Below are 19,837 nucleotides of genomic sequence, written 5' to 3' on the forward strand. Positions count from 1 at the left end.
CGCGCGCCCCCCCCGCGCTCTCCGCCGCCGCCCCCCCCCGCGCGGCCCCCCCCGCGCCCCCCACCCCCGCGGGCGCCGCCGCGCGCCCCCCCCCCCCCCCCCCCTTCGGTGTCACGCCTGTGTTCAACTGCCGCCGCCGCGCACTCGGACAGCGTCCTGCGCGAGCTGCGCGACGAGCTCCGCCAGCGGCCGTCCGGGCTCGGCGACGGCCGCTTCCGCGAGCCGCCGGAAGTCGGCGGTCAGGCCCTCGACCCAGGCCGGGTCGAAGCGGCGGCGGTCGTACCAGACCTGCCCCTCGATCCGGTCCTCGGTGGGCATCAGCACGAACTCCAGGTCGAACCGGCTCGCCATGCCGCCCGGCGGGTGGACCTGGGTGACCTCCAGGCCGCTCAGCCTCAGCGCGTACTCGGGCCCGACCGCGACCTGGAACAGGATGTTCTCCAGCCCCTCGCCCCGCTCCCCCCGGCCCTGCGGCACGAGGTGGTACGGGACCTCCTGGTGGGCGAGCGAGTCCAGCACGGTGTCCCGGGTCGAGCGCAGCACCTCCAGGAAGCCCGCCTGCGGTTCCAGGTCCAGGCGCAGCACCAGCAGGTTGCACAGGAAGCCGACGGTGCCGGCCAGTTCGGGCCGCGTGCGGTTGGCGAACATCGAGGCGAGCGCGACGTCCCGCTGCCCCTCCCGGCCGTACAGCACGCCGGCGAACAGGGCCAGGGCGGCGACGAAGATCGTCGAGCGCTGCTTGCGGCACAGCGCCGTCAGGCCCGCCACCAGCTCCGGCTCCAGGGTGAGGGCGGCCAGTCCGGGCAGCTGGCCGACGCCGTCGCGGATCGCCGACGTGCCGGGCAGCCGGGGCGCCTCGGCCCCGGCCAGGGTGTCGCGCCAGTACTTCTGGCTCTCCGCCAGCACGCCGTCCTCGTAGCGCTGCCGCTGCCACTCGCTGAAGTCGGCGAACTGCCAGGCCGCCTTGCCGGGTTCCGCCGCCGGCTCGCCGCCGGGCCGGTACAGCCGCCCGAGCTCCTGGGAGAGCACCCCGCCCGACCAGCCGTCGGTGGACAGGTGGTGGATGTTCAGCACCAGCACGGACTCCTCCGGCCCGACCGTCAGCAGCGCGGCGTGCAGCGGGGTGACGGCCAGGTCGTGCCGGTGCCGGGCGTGCCGCAGCAGCGCCTCGGCCAGCGCCTCGGGCTCCGGCCCGACCTCCTCCTCGGCCAGCGCGGCCGGCCGGGGCGTGTGGACGTGCTGGACGAGCCTGCGCCGCACCGACTCGTAGGTGGTGCGCAGCGCCTCGTGCCGTTCGACGAGCCGGTCCAGCGCGGTCCGCAGCGCGGGCCGGTCGAGCGGGCCGCGCAGCCGGTAGCAGGCGTTGACGTTCAGCGGGGTGTCGGCGCCGCGGTAGTGCTCCATCATCCAGAGCAGCCGCTGCCCGGGTGTGGCGTCGACGGTCCTCAGGACGGTCATGTGTGAGCCCTTCTGGTGGTGGCGGGGCCTTGGGGTCAGGCCCTAGGACTGGGCCGGCGCGGCCTCCGTGACCGGGGCCGGGCGGGCGGTCCCGGCGGAGTGGCGCACCGCGCGGTTGACGGTGGTCAGCACCGCGAGCAGGATCAGCCAGCCGCCGAAGATCACCGTGGTGGTGCGCGGGCCGAGGCCGTCGATCATCACGCCGCCGATCAGCGCGCCGAGGGACATCGCGCTCATGCCGAGGGTCTGCACCGCGCTGGAGACCCGCCCGCGCAGGTGGTCCGGGGTCGCCGCGAGGCGGTAGCTGGACAGCGCGACCATGTACACCGGCGCCAGCACCGACTCCGCGGCGGCCACCGCACCGAGCAGCCAGGCGTTCGGGGCGACGGCGTAGAGCGGGAACATCAGCGCCTCGACCCACAGCGTCACGGTGGCGATGCGGCCCAGCGGGAAGCGGTCGTTGACCCGGCTGGAGACCAGCGCCCCGACCATCGCACCGACGGCCGCCCCCGTGAAGACGAACCCGATCTCGGTGGGCGAGGCGCCGATCCGCTCGGCCAGCGTGATGATCACCAGGTAGCCGGCGCCGTAGCGGATCGCGTCCGCCGCCGAGATCAGCGCGAGGAAACGGATCAGCGGCTGGCCCATCAGCCAGCTCAGGCCGGCCCGGACCTCCTTCAGCAGGCCGGCGGGGGTCTCCTCGCTGCGTTCCTCCTGGAACTTCGCCCGGGTGAAGCGCAGCGAGATCGCGGAGAGCACGAAGGAGACCGCGTCCACCACGAACGGCACCGCCCGCCCGAGCGAGTACAGCGCGCCGGCGACCATGCCGCCGCCGATCCGCACGGTGTTCGTCGCGGTCTCGAACCGGCCGAGCGCCGAGCCCAGTTGCCCGGCGCCGACGACGTTCGGCAGGGCCGCCGAGTTGGCCGACTCGAAGAGCGTCTCCAGCACCCCGTTGAGCACGGCCACCGCGCACAGCTGGGCGACCGTCAGGCCGTCCAGCCACATGGCGAGCGGCACGCTGACCGTCACTACGGCGCGGCCCAGGTCGCACAGGATCATCGTGGTCTTGCGGTCCCAGCGGTCCGCCAGCGCGCCGGCGAAGGGGCCGAAGAGCAGCCAGGACAGCGAGCTGAGGCCCATCACGAGCCCGGCCTGGGTCGGCGAGCCGGAGACGGCGAGCACCAGCAGCGGCAGCGCGAAGACCTGGACCTGGCTCCCCAGGAACGAGACCACCTGACCGCTGATCAGCAGCCCGAAGTCGCGGTTGCGCCAGAGCCCCTGGGGCTTCTCGGCAGGGTCGGTGTCTGGGGACTGGGCCATGTGGGACCTCTTGTTCGGGGCCGCCGCGGTGCGACGGCCGTGGTGGACCGGACACGGTCAGCGACCGTACTCAGGGCGGATCGTTCACGACAAGTGATCAGGTGTGCACACGGCCGGTCGGCGCACCGAGCGCCGCCCGTTCCCGCCGGACCCGGGCGACGGTGTCCGCGCTCAGGCGGCTCAGCAGGTCCATCGACTCCAGGCCGCGCATCACGCGCGGGGTGAGCAGCCCGATCCGGGCGAGCATGGGCACCACCCGGGAGAACAGCATCTGCCGGTAGCCGGCCAGGCCGGGGTCGGCCAGCGCGAAGGCCGTGCCCTCGGCGGCCGGGACCTCGAAGCGCTCCCACAGGTCGCCCAGCAGGAAGCGGCGGCGCATGAGTTCGACGGACGCCAGCAGGAAGTCCTCCCGCCGCGCCAGTTCGGCCGCCGACAGCCCGGGGACGACGTCGCGCAGCAGCAGCACCCCGAAGGAGACGTGGCGGGCCTCGTCCCGGGCCACCCGGGCGGTGATCTGCTTGATCAGCGGATCGTGGAAGGTGGCCTCCGCCAGCCGGAAGCCGGCCAGCGCCAGCGGCTCGACCAGGCACTGGACGGCCAGCGCGAGGAGGTCCCACTCGGTGGCCCCGAGCGCGTCCGCGAACAGCCGCCGCAGCCCCTCCGACACCGGGTACGGCTCGGGGACGTGCTCCCCGACGTAGCGCCCGAACGCCTCCGCGTGCCGGGCCTCGTCCCCGGCCTGGCTGACGGCGCACAGCTTCGCCTCGATGTCCGGCAGCACCTCGGCCAGCCGGGCGCCCGCGAGCATCGCCGCCTGCTCGCCGTGCAGGAACTGGCAGACCGTCCAGGCCTGGGTCTGCCAGCGGAAGTCGTTCCAGGCGCGGGGCCCGCGCCGGCCGATCGGCGAGGCGCGCAGCGAGTCCAGCGCGTACGCCGAGCCGGCGGGCAGCGGCTCGCCGAAGGGGACGTCCAGCGACCAGTCGATGTCGGTGGCCGCGTTCCACTGGGCGAGCTTGGCGCCCTCGTACAGCTGGGCGAGCCCCGAGCCGGCCGTGGAGCGCTCCCAGCTGAGGACGGCGGTCACCGGGGTGTCGACCCGGAGGTCGGCCAGCCCGGCGAGGGCGGTCGGGAGCCGGGGCGCCGCCGGCCGGGGCGGCCGGTCGTCCCGGGGCGGGGGCGTCACGCCCGCCCGGCCTGCTCCGCCATCAGCCGGCGCAGACTGAGCGGGCGCAGGTCGGTCCAGACCCGGTCGATGTGCGCGGTGCACTCGTCGAGGGTGCCGGTGGTGCCCTCGGCGGTCCAGCCGGCCGGGATCTCCTGGTCCTCGGGCCAGACGGAGTACTGCTCCTCGTGGTTGAGGACGACGTGGAAGCGGGCGGTGTCGCTGTCGAACACGGTGTTTCCCTTCGGTGGTTTCGGTCGGGTGATCACGGGGGGCACGGGGGGACGGGGACGGGCTCAGCACCCGTCCAGGGCCTCGGCGACGAACCGGGCGATCGCGGCCAGCGGCTCGGGGCGGGTCAGGTCGAAGTGCTCGGCCGCGACCTCGTGCCGGTCGATCCCGCCGGCCGCGTACGGCTCCCAGGCCTCGGCGCCGGGCGCGTCCCCGGACCGGCCGAGGGTCGCGGTGACGTGCAGCACGCGGCCGTCGAACCGTCCGGTCGGGGCGTCCGCCACCGCCCGGACGACGGCCGTCGCGGAGGCGGCGAGGTGGTCGAGCGCGGCGGCGCCGGGGGCGAACCCGCCGCCCTCGCGGCCGAGCAGGTCGGCGACGAGCTCCGCGTCGACGTCCTCGGGTTCCGCGCCCCAGTGTCCGCTCTCGACCGGGTAGGCGTCCAACACGGCCAGCAGGCGCACCTGTTCACCGGCGGCGCGCAGCGCGCAGGCCATGGCGTGCGCGATGTTCCCGCCGGTCGACCAGCCGAGCAGGTGGTAGGGGCCGGCCGGCTGCACCTCGCGGATCCGGTCCACGTAGTCCCCGACCATCGCCGCCAGGTCCGCGGGCCGCTCGGCGCGGCGGTCGAGCCCGCGGGCCTGGAGGCCGTATACCGGGCGGTCCGGCAGCCCGTCGGCGAGGCCGGTGTAGCAGCGGCTGAGGCCGGTCACCGGGTGGACGCAGAACAGCGGCGGCCGGTCGCCCTCACCGCCGAGCCGCACCAGCACCCCGGGGTCCGCGGCCGGGCCGCCGTCCAGCAGGGCGGCCAGTCCGGCCGGGCTCGGGGCGCGGAACAGGTCGGTCAGCTCGGCGGGTTCGCCGAGCTCGGCGCGGATCCGGGTGACGAGGCGGGTGGCCAGCAGGGAGTGGCCGCCGAGGTGGAAGAAGTCGTCCTCCACCCCGACCTCGGGCAGGCCGAGCGCCTCGGCGAACCGCCGGCAGAGCGCCTCCTCGCGGGGGCCCCGGGGCGCGCGGGTGACGCGCACCTCGGCCTCGGGGGCGGGCAGGGCGCCGCGGTCCACCTTGCCGTTGCCGGTCAGCGGCAGCGCGTCGAGCACCACGACGGCCGACGGGACGGTGTACTCCGGCAGGACGGTGCCCAGGTGGCGGCGCAGTTCGGCGCCCGTGACGGCCGCGCCCTCGCGCACCACCGCGTAGCCGACCAGCCTTCGGTCTCCCGGGCGGTCCTCCCGGACCACGGCGACGGCGCCGGTGACGTCCGCGCGGCGCTCCAGCGCCGCCGCCACCTCGCCCGGCTCGATCCGGACTCCGCAGACCTTCACCTGGTCGTCCGCCCGGCCCACGAAGACGAGTCGGCCGTCCGCCGTCCACCGCACGAGGTCTCCCGTGCGGTACATCCGCTCGCCCGGCCCCGCGAAGGGATCCGGGAGGAAGCGCGACGCCGTCAGCCCGGGACGCCCGAGGTAGCCGCGCGCCACCTGCGCCCCGGCGACGTAGAGTTCGCCAGCCACGCCCGCCGGCACCGGCCGCAGCCCGGCGTCCAGCACGTAGACCCGGGTGCCGTCGAGCGGGCGGCCGATGGGCGCCCCGCCGTCCGGCCGCAGCGGCTCGCTGGCGGTCGCGCAGACGGTGGTCTCGGTCGGCCCGTAGGCGTTGATCAGCTCCCGGCCGGGTGCCCACCGCGCCACGAGCTCGCCGGGCAGGGCCTCGCCCGCGACGACCAGGACGGCCAGTCCGCCCAGGTCCGCCGCCGACCGCGCGGGCAGCGTCGCGAGGACGGCGGGCGTGATGACGGCGTGGGTGACACCGCGCTCCGCCAGCACCCGCGCGAGCGGCTCGCCGGACCGCGCGTCGGCGGGCGGCAGCACCAGCGCCGCTCCGGCCAGCAGCGCGTTGGCCCACTCGTAGACGGCCGCGTCGAAGCCCGGCGAGGCCAGCTGGAGCAGCGAGCGGCCCGGACCGAGGCGCAGCTTCGCCGCGGACGCGGCCACCAGGTTGGCGAGGCCGGCGTGCGGGACCTGGACGGCCTTGGGGGTGCCGGTGGAGCCGGACGTGTAGATCAGGTAGGCGGCGTTCTGCGGGTGGACCCGGCTAGGCAGGTCCTCGCTCGGATGTGCCGCCACGACGGCCGTCGTCGTCGGGTCGTCCAGCAGCAGGCACGGCCCGTCGATCCCCGTCGCCGATGTCGTGAGCACCAGCGACGGACGGGCGTCGGCCAGCATGAACTCCACCCGCTGCCACGGATATCCCGGATCCACCGGCAGATACGTCCCACCGGCCTTCAGCACCGCCAGCACGGACACCACAGCGTCTGCGGAGCGAGGCAGCGCCACCGCCACCACCGACTCCGGCCCCACACCCCGCACCACCAGCTCCCGCGCCAACCGGTTCGCCCGCGCGTTCAGCTCACCGAAGCTCACCTCGCGGTCCCCGTCGACCAGCGCCGGCGCGCACGGCTGCTCCGCCGCCCTCGCCTCGAACACCTGGTGGGCGAGCAGGCCGGAGTCCGCAGCGCGCACGGCTCCCGTCCCGTGGGCCAGGAGGGCGGCCCGCTCGGCGGGCTCCAGGAGCTCCAGCGCGCCGACCCGGGCATCCGGGTCCGCCACCATCCCGGACAACAGCCGGACGAACCGGCGGGCGAGCGTCTCCGCCGTCGTGCGGTCGAACAGGTCCGTCGCGAACTCCAGCTCGCCGCCGATCCCGCCCGGCCCGCCGTCGCCGGTCCGGCGCTCCCAGAGGCCGGCCGCGAGGTCGAACTTGGCGTTCGGCAGGTCGACCGGGACCTCCTCGACCTCAAGACCCGGCAGCCCGGCCTCGGACCACGCGTTGTTCTGCAGCACGAGCGCGGTCTGGAAGAGCGGGTGCCGGGCCGCCGACCGGACCGGGTTGAGCACCTCGACCAGCCGCTCGAACGGCACGTCCTGGCTGCCCAGCGCCTCCAGGTCCGCCTCCCGCACCCGGCGCACCAGCTCCCGAACGCTCGGGTCGCCGGAGACGTCGGTGCGCAGCACCAGGGTGTTGGCGAAGAACCCGACCAGGTCATCGAGCGCCTCGTCCGAACGGCCCGCCACCACCGTGCCGACGGGGATGTCCGCCCCGGCCCCGAGGCGGGACAGCAGCAGCGCCCAGCCCGCCCGCAGCACCATGAACAGCGTCGCCCCGGACTCGCGCGCCAGCGCCACCAGTCCCGCGTGCACGTCGGCGGGCACCTCGACGTCCACCGTGTCGCCCGCGAAGGTCGCGACGGCGGGCCTCGGACGGTCCGACGGCAGCGCCAGCTCCTCCGGCAGGTCGCACAAACGGTCCTTCCAGAAGGCGAGCTGACGATCCATCACATCCGGCTCGCCGAGCACCCGGTGCTGCCAGAGCGCGTAGTCGCCGTACTGGACGGGGAGTTCGGACCAGGCCGGAGCCCCGCCACTCGCACGGCGGGTCGTGTACGCGGCGGTCATGTCGCGCAGCAGCGGGCCCATCGACCAGCCGTCGCACGCGATGTGGTGCACCACCAGCAGGAACACGTGCTCGTCCGGTGCGACGCGGAACAGCGAGGCGCGCAGCGGAAGTTCGCGCGCCAGGTCGAATTCGCGCCCGGCCGCGGCGGCGATCCGCCCGGGCAGGTCCTCCGGGGCGCAGTCGGCCGCCTCCCAGGGGACGAGCGGTTCGCCCGTCACCGGCACCACGTGCTGCCAGGGCGAGCCGTCCGCCACCGGGAAAACCGTCCGCAGGCTCTCGTGCCGGCCCACCACGTCCTCCAGCGCCGCCCGCAGCGCCCCCTCGTCCAGTGCCCCCTTCAGCCGCAGCGCGGTCGGCACCGTGTACGTCGAGGCGCTCCCGGTGCCCTCCCACTCGCGCAGGAACCAGAGGCGCTGCTGGGCGTACGAGAGCGGCGTCCGCTCGCCGCGCTCCACCGCGACCAGCGGCTCGTGCGGCGCTGCGGTCCGCGACTGCAGCAGCGCGGCGAGCCGGGCGGCCGTCGGCGCCTGGAACAGGTCACGGATGCCCAGCTCCACGCCGAGCGCCGCCCTGGCCCGGACGAGCAGGCGGATGGCCTGCAGGGAGTGCCCGCCCAGCGCGAAGAAGTCCTCGTCCACACCGACCCTGGGCACGCCCAGGATCTCCGCGAAGAGCCCGGCGAGGAGTTCCTCGCGGGCGTCGCGCGGGGCGTGCGCGACCTGCGCGACGACCGCGGGCGCGGGCAGGGCACGGCGGTCCACCTTGCCGTTGCCCGTCAGCGGCAGCGCCTCCAGCACCACGACGGCCGACGGCACCGCGTACTCCGGCAGCACCGACGCGACCTCGCCGCGCACGGCGGTGGCATCGGGTGAGGCTCCCGCGGCCGGGACGACGTAGCCGACGAGCCTCCGGTCCCCAGGGCGGTCCTCCCGGACCACCGCGACCGCGGCGACGACGTCCGCACAGCGCTCCAGCGCCGCCGACACCTCCCCCAGCTCGATCCGGTAGCCGCGCACCTTCACCTGATCGTCCGACCGTCCCACGAAGGCGAGTTGGCCGTCCGGCAGCCACCGCACCACATCGCCCGTGCGGTACATCCGCTCCCCCGGACCGGCGAAAGGATCCGGGAGGAAGCGCGACGCCGTCAGCCCGGGGCGGCCCAGATAGCCGCGCGCCACCTGCGCCCCGGCGAGGTACAACTCGCCCGCCACCCCCACCGGCACCGCACGCAGCCCCGCATCCAGCACGTAGGCCCGCGTGTTCGTCGTCGCCCGGCCCAGGACCGGCGAACCGGCCGCCGACAGCGGCGTCATCACCGTGTCGACGGTGCACTCGGCCGGTCCGTACGCGTTGTGCGCGACCAGGCCGGGCGTCGCGCGCAGCCGCTCCCACAGCGGTGCCGGGAGCGCCTCGCCGCCCAGGAGCAGGGTCCGCACGACGGGCAGGCCCTCGGCCGGATCCGGCCGGAGCAGCCCCTCCTCGACCAGTTCCGCCGCGTAGGCAGGCGTGGTGTCCAGCAGGTCGACGCCCGCGCGGCGCAGGTCGGCCACGGCGGCGGGGCCGTCCCGGCGGGTCTCCTCGTCCAGCACGTACAGCTCGTGTCCGAGGAACAGCGCGCTCAGCGACTGCCAGCTCGCGTCGAAGGAGGACGACGACGTGCTCGCGACGCGGGCCCGGGAGCGGCCCGTCGCGGCGAGGTGGTCGGCCAGCACCGAGCGGTCGAGGTGCCGGGCGAGGTTGGCGAGGCCGGCGTGCGGGACCTGGACGGCCTTGGGGGTGCCGGTGGAGCCGGACGTGTAGATCAGGTAGGCGGCGTTCTGCGGGTGGACCCGGCAGGGCAGGTCCTCACTTCCATGCGCCGCCACGGCATCCATCACCGTCGGGTCGTCGAGCAGCAGGCACGGCCCGTCGATCCCCAGCGCCGACGTGGTCAGCACCAGCGACGGACGGGCGTCCGCCAGCATGAACTCCACCCGCTGCCGCGGATACCCCGGATCCACCGGCAGATACGTCCCACCGGCCTTCAGCACCGCCAGCACGGACACCACGGCATGCATCGAGCGGGGCAGGGCCACCGCCACCACCGACTCCGGCCCCACGCCCCGCACCACCAGCTCGCGAGCCAGCCGGTTCGCCCGCGCGTTCAGCTCACCGAAGCTCAGCTCGTGGTCGCCGAACACCAGAGCGCGTTCGGCCGGGCGCGTCCTCGCCTGCTGCTCGAAGAGCCGGTGCACCGGCTCGGCGTCGGGCTCGGGCGCCACGGCACCGGCCCACTCCTCCAACTGGTCTCGCTCCGAGTCCTCCAGGAGCCCCAGCGCGCCCACCCGGGTGTCCGGGTCCGCCACCATCCCGGACAACAGCCGGACGAACCGCCGGGCGAGCGTCTCCGCCGTCGAGCGGTCGAACAGGTCCGTCGCGAACTCCAGCTCGCCGCCGATCCCGCCCGGCCCGCCGGCCGCCGACGTCAGCTCCCAGCAGTCCACCGACAGGTCGAACTTGGCGATCCGGTGCTCGACCGGAACGTCCTCGGTCTCCAGTCCGGGCAGGTCCAGCTCGGACCAGGTGGTGTTCTGGAGGATCAGCAGCGTCTGGAAGAGCGGGTGCCGGGCCGCCGACCTGGCCGGGTTCAGGACCTCGACCAGGCGCTCGAACGGCACGTCCTGACTGCCCAGCGCGTCCAGGTCCGCCTCGCGGACCCGGCGCAGCAACTCGCGCACACTCGGATCGCCCGACAGATCCGTCCGCAGCACCAGCGTGTTGACGAAGAACCCGATCAGCTCGTCCAACGCCTCGTCCGACCGGCCCGCCACCACCGTGCCCACGGGGATGTCGGTGCCGGCGCCCAGCCGCGACAGCAGCAGCGCCCACCCCGCCCGCAGCACCATGAACAGCGTCGCACCACTCTCACGAGCCAGCGCCACCAGCCCGGCGTGCACGTCGGCGGGTATCGCGAGGTCCACGGTGTCGCCCGCGAAGGTCGCGACGGCGGGCCTCGGACGGTCCGACGGCAGCGCCAGCTCCTCCGGCAGGCCGGCCAGCCGCTCGCGCCAGAAGTCGAGTTGACGGTTCATCAGTGAATCGGAGTCATCCTCCTCACCCAGCACGCCGCGCTGCCAGAGCGCGTAGTCGCCGTACTGGACGCCGAGTTCGGACCACGCCGGGGGCTCGCCCGTCCCGCTGCGGGCCGCGTACGCGGCGGTGAGGTCGCGCAGCAGCGGTTCCATCGACCAGCCGTCGCACGCGATGTGGTGCATCACCAGCAGGAACACGTGCTCATCGGGAGCGATCCGGAACAGCCAGGCCCGGAGCGGGAGTTCGCTCGCGAGGTCGAAGACGCCGTGCACGGCCCCGTCGATCAGGCCGGTGACGGCCTCCGCCGCACACGCCACGCTCTCCCAGGGCACGAGCGGCTCGCCCGTCACCGGCACCACGTGCTGCCACGGCACGCCGTCGACGACCGGGAACACCGTCCGCAGGCTCTCGTGCCGGCCCACCACGTCCTCCAGCGCCGCCCGCAAAGCGCCCTCGTCCAGCGCGCCCCGCAGCCGGACGGTCAGCGGCATCGCGTACGTCGCCGTCCGGGCCTCGCTGTCCACGGTCCCGAGGAACCAGAGGCGCTGCTGGGCGTGCGACAGCGGGAGCCGCTCGGGGCGCTCGACGGGCCGCAGCGGCGGCCTCGGGTCGACCTCGCCGCGCTGGTCGAGCAGAGCGGTCAGCCCGGCCACGGTCGGCGCCTGGAACAGGTCGCGGATGCCCAGCTCCACGCCGAGCACCGAGCGGACCCGGGCGACGAGGCGCATGGCCAGCAGCGAGTGCCCGCCGAGCGCGAAGAAGTCGTCCTCCACACCGACCTGCGCACGGCCCAGCACCTGCTCGAACAGCCCGCACAGCACCTCCTCCCGCGCGTCCCGGGGCGCCCGCGTGACATGCACCTCGGCCTCCGGCGCGGGCAACGCACGGCGGTCCACCTTGCCGTTGCCGGTCAGCGGCAGCGCCTCCAGCAGCACGACGGCCGACGGCACCGCATACTCCGGCAGGAGCGCACCGAGCTCGCGCCGCACCTCGGCACCCGTCACGGCCGCGCCCTCGCGCGCCACCGCGTACCCGACGAGCCGCCGGTCTCCCGGGCGGTCCTCCCGGACCACCGCGACCGCGGCGACGACGCCCGCACAGCGCTCCAGCGCCGCCGACACCTCACCGAGCTCGATCCGGAACCCGCGCACCTTCACCTGGTCGTCCGCCCGCCCCAGGAAGGCGAGTTGGCCGTCCGGCAGCCACCGCACCACATCACCAGTCCGGTACATCCGCTCCCCCGGACCACCGAACGGGTCCGGCAGGAACCGCGACGCCGACAGCCCGGGGCGGCCCAGGTAGCCGCGCGCCACCTGCGCCCCGGCGAGGTACAACTCGCCTGCCACGCCCACCGGCACCGGACGCAGCCCCACGTCCAGCACGTAGGCCCGCGTGTTCGTCGTCGCCCGCCCGAGCAGCGGCCCGTCGGTGTCGCCGAACCACGCCGCCAGCGCGTCCACGGTGTTCTCCGTCGGGCCGTAGGTGTTCTGCCCGGTCCACCCCGGCGCGTCCAGCATCCGGCGCCACAGCGACTCCGGCAGCGCCTCGCCGCCGACCACGAGGGTCCGGGGCGAGCGCGGGTCCGCCTCCAGCAGGCCCTGCTCGACCAGTTCGGCGGCGTAGCCCGGCGTCGTCTCCAGCAGTTCGATGCCTTCCCGCCCGATGTACTCGGCCAGTCGGGCGGCGTCGCGGCGGTCGTCGTCGTCCGTCAGATGCAGTTCGTGGCCGAGGAACAGCCCGAGCACCGGGGTCCAGCTGGAGTCGAAGGCCAGCGGCGCGGTCGAGATCATGCGGATCCGGGTGGCGCCCGAGCGGGCCCGGTGACCGGCGAAGGTCACGCGCTCGTAGTGGTGGCAGAGGTTGGCGAGGCTGCCGTGGTCGATCACGACGCCCTTGGGCCGGCCCGTCGAACCCGACGTGTAGATGACGTACGCCGCGTGCCGCGGAGCCAGGGCCACCGCGAGGTCCTCATCGCCGTGCCGCGCCACCGCCTCGTCGTCGAGCAGCAGTTGAGCGACCTGCGGATAGCCGGCGCCCAGCTCCCGATCGGTGACCAGCGCCTCCGGAGCCGCGTCCGCCAGCATGAACTCCACCCGCTCACGCGGATACTCCGCGTCGATCGGCAGATACGTACCACCCGCCTTCAGCACCGCCAGCAGCGCCACCACCGACTCCACCGACCGCGGCAACAGCACCGCGACCCGCACCTCCGGCCCCACACCCCGCGCCACCAGCTCACGCGCCACCCGGTTCGCCCGCGCGTTCAGCTCACCGAAGGTCCAGGCCCGGCCGCCGAACACCAGTGCCCGCTCGTCCGGGCGGCTCCGGGCCTGCTCCTCGAATAGCCGGTGCACCGGTTCACGGTCCACGGCCGGCTCGACGACACCGGCCCACTCCTCCAGCAACCGGTGCCGCTCCGACGGCTCCAGCACCTCCAGCGCCCCCACCCGGACGTCCGGCTCCGCCGCCATCGCCGCGAGCACCCGGACGAAACGGCGGGCCAGGTCCTCGGCGGTCGACCGGTCGAACAGGTCGCTCGCGTACTCCAACTGACCGCCGAGCCCGACCGGTTCACCCGTCGGGCCCGCCTTCTCCCAGAAGTCGACGGACAGGTCGAACTTCGCGATCCGGTGGTCCACCGGGATCTCGTCGACCCGCAGGCCCGACAGCCCCGGCTCGGACCACGCGTTGTTCTGCAGGATCAGCATGGTCTGGAAGAGCGGGTGGCGGGCCGCCGACCTGGCCGGGTTCAGCACCTCGACCAGGCGCTCGAACGGCACGTCCTGACTGCCCAGCGCATCCAGGTCCGCCTCCCGCACCCGGCGCAGCAACTCGCGCACGCTCGGATCGCCCGACAGATCCGTCCGCAGCACCAGCGTGTTGACGAAGAACCCGATCAGCTCGTCCAACGCCTCGTCCGACCGGCCCGCCACCACCGTGCCGATCGGAATGTCCGCCCCGGCGCCCAGCCGCGACAGCAGCAGCGCCCACCCCGCCCGCAGCACCATGAACAGCGTCGCCCCGGACTCCCGCGCCAGCGCCACCAACCCGGCGTGCACCTCCGCCGGCACCGCCACGTCGACCACGCCGCCGGCGAAGCCCGGTTCGAGGGGCCGCGGCCGGTCGGTGGGCAGCGTGAGCTCCTCCGGCAGGCCGGACAGCCGCGAGCGCCAGAAGTCGAGCTGACGGTTCGCCAAGGACTCGGAATCGTCCTCCGCGCCCAGCACACCGCGCTGCCAGAGCGCGTAGTCGCCGTACTGCACCGGGAGTTCGGACCACCCCGGAGCGTCGCCGGTCGTGCTGCGGGTGGCGTGGGCGGCGGCGAGGTCACGCAGCAGCGGTCCCATCGACCAGCCGTCGCACGCGATGTGGTGCACCACGAGGAGCAGCACGTGCTCCTCCGGGGCGATCCTGAACAGCCAGGCCCGGAGCGGGAGTTCATTCGCGAGGTCGAAGCCGTGGCCGGACGCCGCCGCCAGCCGCTCGTCGAGCTCCTCCCGGCCGCACGCAGACACCTCCCACGGGACGAGCGGTTCGCCCGTCACCGGCACGACCTGCTGCCACGGCACGCCGTCGACGACCGGGAACACCGTCCGCAGGCTCTCGTGCCGGCCCACCACGTCCTCCAGCGCCGCCCGCAGCGCACCCTCGTCCAGCACGCCCCGCAGTCGCAGCGCGGTCGGCACCGTGTACGTCGAGGCGCCGCTCGCCCGTTCCCACTCGCGCAGGAACCAGAGGCGCTGCTGGGCGTACGAGAGCGGGAGCCGCTCGGGCCGCTCGACGGGCCGTAGCGGCGGCCGCGGGACCACCGCGCCGCGCTGGTCGAGCAGGGCGGTCAGCCCGGCCACGGTCGGCGCCTGGAACAGGTCGCGGATGCCCAGCTCCACGCCGAGCACCGAACGGACCCGGCTGACCAGCCGCGTCGCCAGCAGGGAGTGCCCGCCCAGCTCGAAGAAGTCGTCCTCCACTCCGACCCGAGGCCGCCCGAGCACCTGCTCGAACAGCCCGCATAGCACCTCCTCCCGCGCGTCCCGGGGCGCCCGCGTGACGTGCACCTCGGCCTCCGGCGCGGGCAGGGCGCGGCGGTCCACCTTGCCGTTCCCCGTCAGCGGCAGCGCCTCCAGCACCACCACCGCCGACGGCACCGCATACTCCGGCAGCGCCGACGCCGCCTCCCTGCGCACGGCGGCGGGATCCGGCACGGCTCCGGCGGCGGGGACGACGTACGCCACGAGCCGGCGGTCCCCCGGGCGGTCCTCCCGGACCACGGTGACGGCGGCCGAGACCTCCGCGCAGCGCTCCAGCGCCGCCGACACCTCGCCCAGCTCGATCCGGAACCCGCGCACCTTCACCTGGTCGTCCGCCCGGCCCAGGAACACGAGTTGGCCGTCCGCCGTCCACCGCACCAGGTCCCCGGTACGGTACATCCGCTCCCCCGGACGGCCGAACGGATCCGGCAGGAACCGTGACGCCGAGAGCCCGGGGCGCCCGAGGTAGCCGCGCGCCACCTGCGCCCCGGACACGTACAGCTCCCCGATCACCCCGGCCGGCACCGGACGCAGCGCGGCGTCCAGCACGTAGGCCCGCGTGTTCGTCGTCGCCCGGCCCAGCACCGGCGACGGCGCGACGGCGAACCACGCCATCAGCGCGTCCACGGTGTTCTCCGTCGGGCCATAGGTGTTCTGTCCGGTCCACCCCGGCGTCGCCAGCACGCGCCGCCAGAGCGACTCCGACACCGCCTCGCCGCCGACGTTCAGCATGCGCGCGAAGCCGGACTCCCCGTCCAGGAGCCCCTGTTCGACCAGTTCCGCCGCGTAACCCGGAGTGGTGTCGAGGAACTCGACCCGGGCCCGCTCCAGGTACTCCACCAGTCGCGCGGCGTCGCGGCGGGTCTCGTCGTCCAGCAGGTGCAGCTCGTGGCCGACGAACATGGCCAGCAGCGCCACCCAGCACGAGTCGAACGCGAGCGGGGCCGTCGTGGCGACGCTCGCCCGCTCCCGGCCGGTAGCGGCCAGCAGTTCGGCGTAGGTGGTGACCTCGTAGTGGTGGCAGAGGTTGGCGAGGCTGCCGTGGTCGATCACGACGCCCTTCGGCCGGCCCGTCGAACCCGACGTGTAGATGACGTACGCCGCGTGCCGCGGAGCCAGGGCCACCCCGAGGTCCTCATCAGCGTGCCGCGCCACCGCCTCGTCGTCGAACAGCAGTTGAGCGACACCCGGATACCCGGCGCCCAGCTCCCGATCGGTGACCAGCACCTCCGGAGCCGCGTCCGCCAGCATGAACTCCACCCGCTCACGCGGATACTCCGCGTCGATCGGCAGATACGTACCACCCGCCTTCAGCACCGCCAGCAGCGCCACCACCGACTCCACCGACCGCGGCAACAGCACCGCGACCCGCACCTCCGGCCCCACACCCCGCGCCACCAGCTCACGCGCCACCCGGTTCGCCCGCGCATTCAGCTCGCCATAGCTCAGTTCCCGCTCTTCACAGACCAGAGCGCGCTCGTCCGGGCTCGTCCGCGCCTGCCGCTCGAACAGCCGGTGCACCGGTTCGGGGTCGGCCGCCGGCTCGACGACACCGGCCCACTCCTCCAGCAACCGGTGCCGCTCCGACGGCTCCAGCACCTCCAGCGCACCCACCCGGACGTCCGGATCGGCCACCATCTCCGCCAGCACCCGGACGAACCGCTCCACCAGCCCCTCGGCCGTCGACCGGTCGAACAGGTCGCTCGCGTACTCCAACTGACCGCCGAGGCCGGCCGGCTGCCCGTCCTCGGCGAAGTGCTCCCAGGCGTCCAGGGACAGGTCGAACTTGGAGATCCGGTGGTCCACCCGGAACTCCTCGGTCTCCAGGCCCGGCAGCCGCAAGGTCGTCCAGGAGTTGTTCTGCAGGACCACCATGGTCTGGAAGAGCGGGTGCCGGGCCGCCGACCGGACCGGGTTCACCACCTCGACCAGCCGCTCGAACGGCACCTCCTGGCGCCCGAAGGCGTCCAGGTCCGCCTCCCGCACCCGGCGCAGCAGCTCGCGCACGCTCGGATCGCCCGACAGATCCGTCCGCAGCACCAGCGTGTTGACGAAGAAGCCGATCAGCTCGTCCAACGCCTCGTCCGACCGGCCCGCCACCACCGTGCCGATCGGAATGTCCGCCCCGGCGCCCAGCCGCGACAGCAGCAGCGCCCACCCCGCCCGCAGCACCATGAACAGCGTCGCGCCGCACTCCCGCGCCAGCGCCACCAGCCCGGCGTGCACGTCGGCGGGTACCGCGAGGTCCACGGTGTCGCCCGCGAAGGTCGCGACGGCGGGCCTCGGACGGTCCGACGGCAGCGCCAGCTCCTCCGGCAGGCCCTCCAGCCGCTCGCGCCAGAAGTCGAGCTGACGGTCCATCAGTGAGCCGGGATCGTCCTCCTCGCCCAGCACCTCCCGCTGCCACAGCGCGTAGTCCCCGTACTGCACCGGGAGTCGCGACGACCAGACCGGCGCCTCGCCCGTCGCGCCACGCGCGTCGTACGCGGCGGCCAGGTCACGCAGCAGCGGCCCCATCGACCAGCCGTCGCACGCGATGTGGTGCACGACGAGCAGGAACACGTGCTCCTGCGGCGCCATCCGGAACAGCGAGGCCCGCAGGGGCAGTTCGCGCGCCAGGTCGAAGGCCCGGGCCACGGTCGCGTCGACCAGCCCGGTCAGCTCCCGCTCGGCACACTCCCGCACCTCCAGCGGCACCAGCGGCACCAGCGGCTCGCCCGTCACCGGCACGACCTGCTGCCACGGCACGCCGTCCACCGCGGGGAAGACCGTCCGGAGGCTCTCGTGCCGCCCCACCACGTCCTCCAGCGCCGCCCGCAGCGCCCCCTCGTCCAGCGCACCCCGCAGCCGCACCGCGACGACCTCGTTGTAGACGGCCGCGCCCTCCTCCAACTCCCGGAGGAACCACAGGCGTTGCTGCGCGTACGAGAGCGGGAGCAGCTCGGGGCGCGCCATCGCCTGCAACGGTGCCCGCTTCTCCGCCGCGCCGCTGTCGAGCAGTTCGGCCACGCCCGCGACGGTCGAGGCGTCGAAGAAGTCCCGGATGCCGATCTCCACCCCGAAGACCGCCCGGATCCGCCCGAGCAGCCAGGTGGCCAGCAGCGAGTGCCCGCCGAGGTCGAAGAAGTCGTCCTCCACCCCGACCCGCGGCCGCTCCAGCACCTGCTCGAACAGCCCGCACAGCACCTCCTCGCGCGCCGTCCGAGGCACTCGGGGCTCACTGGCGAAGGGCTGGTCGGGGTTGGTCGGCATGGTGTCACCTCAGCGGGATCGTGGGGCTTCGGGGGCTCCCTGGCAGGCGGGCGCAGGGGCATCACAAGGGGAAGGGCACGCGGCACAGCGCGCGCGGACGGACGGCCGGGCACCGCCGAAGCCGTCGCAGCGCATCATGGCCCGAGGGGCCGGGCGTCCACCAGGGCCGTGGCCGGCGGTCAGCCGAGCGCCAGGACGAACTCGACCTCCGGCGGCTCACCGGCGTCCGGGGCGTGCCGGGCGAGCGCCTCGCACACCGCCCGCCGCCAGTCCTCCGAGACGGCGGGCGGCACCAGTTGCTGACGGCACCCCGCGCCCGGCGCCGCGGCGGGCACCGCGACCCGGTAGTGCGCCTGCTCGTCCGCGTCCAGTCCCGGGAACCACGCGTCGTAGTCACCCGGCCGGCCGTCCAGGCTCCAGCGCAGCCGGACGGGCCGCCCGTGCCGTTCGGCCAGCCGGTGGACGGCCTCCGGGTCGAGGCCGGGCGCACCCGGCCCGTCGACCGGCTCCGCCCGGCGTGCCGCGTGCAGCCGGCGGGCCTCGCCCAGGCGGGCGTTGGCGATCCCGCTGACGCCGAACGCCGCGGCGTCGCCCGCCAGCAGCCAGTCGAGCTCGTCGAGCCCGATCCGGGCGGCGGGCCGCCACGGGCCGGCCTCCGCCGGGGCCGGGCAGCCCACGTGCAGGACGGCGTCGTAGCGGAACAGCGTCATCTCGGTGGGCGCCGCGCCCAGGCGCGGGGCGAGCTCCACCGCCGTGATCGCCGGGAAACGCCGCGGCAGGTCCGCCAGGTAGCCGGGGTCGACGCTCAGCTCGACGTCACCGGCGAGTTCGACCGCCACGTGGTCCAGGCGCAGGCCGCTGCGCGGTCCCGGTTCCCGCCGCAGCTCGTGCTTGAGCACCGCGAAGTGCTCCAGCAGGCGGGAGTCCCGCAGGTCGCCGAGGAACACGTGCCCGCCGGGCGCCATCCGGGGCAGCGTCGCGGCGATCACCGACTCCAGGTACGCCACCGAAGGGAAGTACTGGACGACCGAGTTGACGACGGCGGTGTCGTACCCGCCCGGCGCCGCGGCCGGCGGGGCGGGCACGTCGGCCGCGGCCTCCGCCACCGTGATCACGGCCTCCGGCCCGCCCCGGCGCAGGTCGTCGCCCAGCCGGCGCAGCAGGCGCACCGCCTCGGCGGAGAAGTCCGTCGCGGTGTACTCGCGGACACCGAGCCGCTCGACCAGCGGCCGCGCGAGCAGCCCGGTGCCGGCGCCGATCTCCAGGACGGCGCGGGGCCCGAGCCGGGCGAGCCGCTCCACCGTGGTGTCCACCCACTCGGCCATGTGCGCGGCGCCGATCGGCCGGCCGGTGAAGCTGTCCGTCCACCCCGCCAGCCGGCCCGCCTCCGGACCGTCGTCGTCCGCGACCAGCCCGTACGCGTCCTCGAACACGGCCTGCCAGGACTCGACCACGACGGCCTCGTCGTCCTCGTCACCCGCCGGCCCGGGTTCGGGCAGCACCTCGACGAGCAGCCGCCGCGCCCCGGCCCCGTCGGCCCGCACGGTCACCGCCCGCACCGGCACCAACGGGGCCAGCGCGGCGGCGACCACGCCGGACAGGTCCGGCCGGGCGTCGTTCTCGTGCTCACGCTCTCGCACTGACACAGCATCAACTCCGGGATCGGGGTGCCGGAAACGGAGGTCCGCCCGCGAACGGCGGGCCACTGCTGCGCCATTTACCTGGAGCCACGAACGGTCTGTCAATCGATCACCGCGCCCCCCGGTTGCCAAACCCCAACGCCCCCGGATGGAAACCCCGCCCCCCCGCGGCCGACCCCCCCCCCCACCAGCGACCCACCCGGACCCGCCCCGAC

The 19,837-nt window shown here is 74.8% G+C and carries 6 protein-coding genes; all 6 read right to left on the minus strand.

What is annotated here, in order from left to right; all coding sequences use genetic code 11:
• Positions 1-123: 123 nt before the first annotated feature.
• The gene (locus tag ACFV4G_RS17240; protein ID WP_380441075.1) at positions 124-1,458 is read right to left on the minus strand and encodes a condensation domain-containing protein; all 1,335 of its coding nucleotides are present in this window, start codon (positions 1,456-1,458) and stop codon (positions 124-126) included.
• A gap of 42 nt (positions 1,459-1,500) precedes the next feature.
• Positions 1,501-2,781 carry an MFS transporter gene (locus tag ACFV4G_RS17245; RefSeq protein ID WP_380441078.1) on the minus strand — a complete coding sequence of 427 codons (1,281 nt, stop codon included), beginning with the start codon at positions 2,779-2,781 and terminating at the stop codon, positions 1,501-1,503.
• 97 nt (positions 2,782-2,878) lie between these two features.
• Entirely contained in the window at positions 2,879-3,964 is a 1,086-nt protein-coding gene (locus ACFV4G_RS17250) for a diiron oxygenase (RefSeq protein WP_380441080.1), read from the minus strand.
• On the minus strand, positions 3,961-4,176 hold the full coding sequence (locus tag ACFV4G_RS17255) for an MbtH family protein (RefSeq protein WP_380441082.1): 216 nt from the start codon (positions 4,174-4,176) through the stop codon (positions 3,961-3,963). The genes ACFV4G_RS17250 and ACFV4G_RS17255 overlap by 4 nt, the downstream gene beginning before the upstream one ends.
• 63 nt (positions 4,177-4,239) lie before the next feature.
• The gene (locus ACFV4G_RS17260; RefSeq protein ID WP_380441084.1) at positions 4,240-17,982 is read right to left on the minus strand and encodes an amino acid adenylation domain-containing protein; all 13,743 of its coding nucleotides are present in this window, start codon (positions 17,980-17,982) and stop codon (positions 4,240-4,242) included.
• Between the two features lie 179 nt (positions 17,983-18,161).
• Positions 18,162-19,622, minus strand: coding sequence for a methyltransferase (locus ACFV4G_RS17265; protein WP_380441086.1), 1,461 nt, complete (start codon positions 19,620-19,622; stop codon positions 18,162-18,164).
• Positions 19,623-19,837 lie beyond the last annotated feature (215 nt).

Origin of the sequence: Kitasatospora sp. NPDC059747, from assembly GCF_042732955.1 — a bacterium.
GTDB lineage: Bacteria > Actinomycetota > Actinomycetes > Streptomycetales > Streptomycetaceae > Kitasatospora.

Excerpts from the sequence above, each read along its gene's own strand:
- ACFV4G_RS17240 (WP_380441075.1), bottom strand. The coding sequence starts at position 1,458 with ATGACCGTCCTGAGGACCGTCGACGCCACACCCGGGCAGCGGCTGCTC.
- ACFV4G_RS17245 (WP_380441078.1), bottom strand. The coding sequence starts at position 2,781 with ATGGCCCAGTCCCCAGACACCGACCCTGCCGAGAAGCCCCAGGGGCTC.
- ACFV4G_RS17260 (WP_380441084.1), bottom strand. The coding sequence starts at position 17,982 with ATGCCGACCAACCCCGACCAGCCCTTCGCCAGTGAGCCCCGAGTGCCT.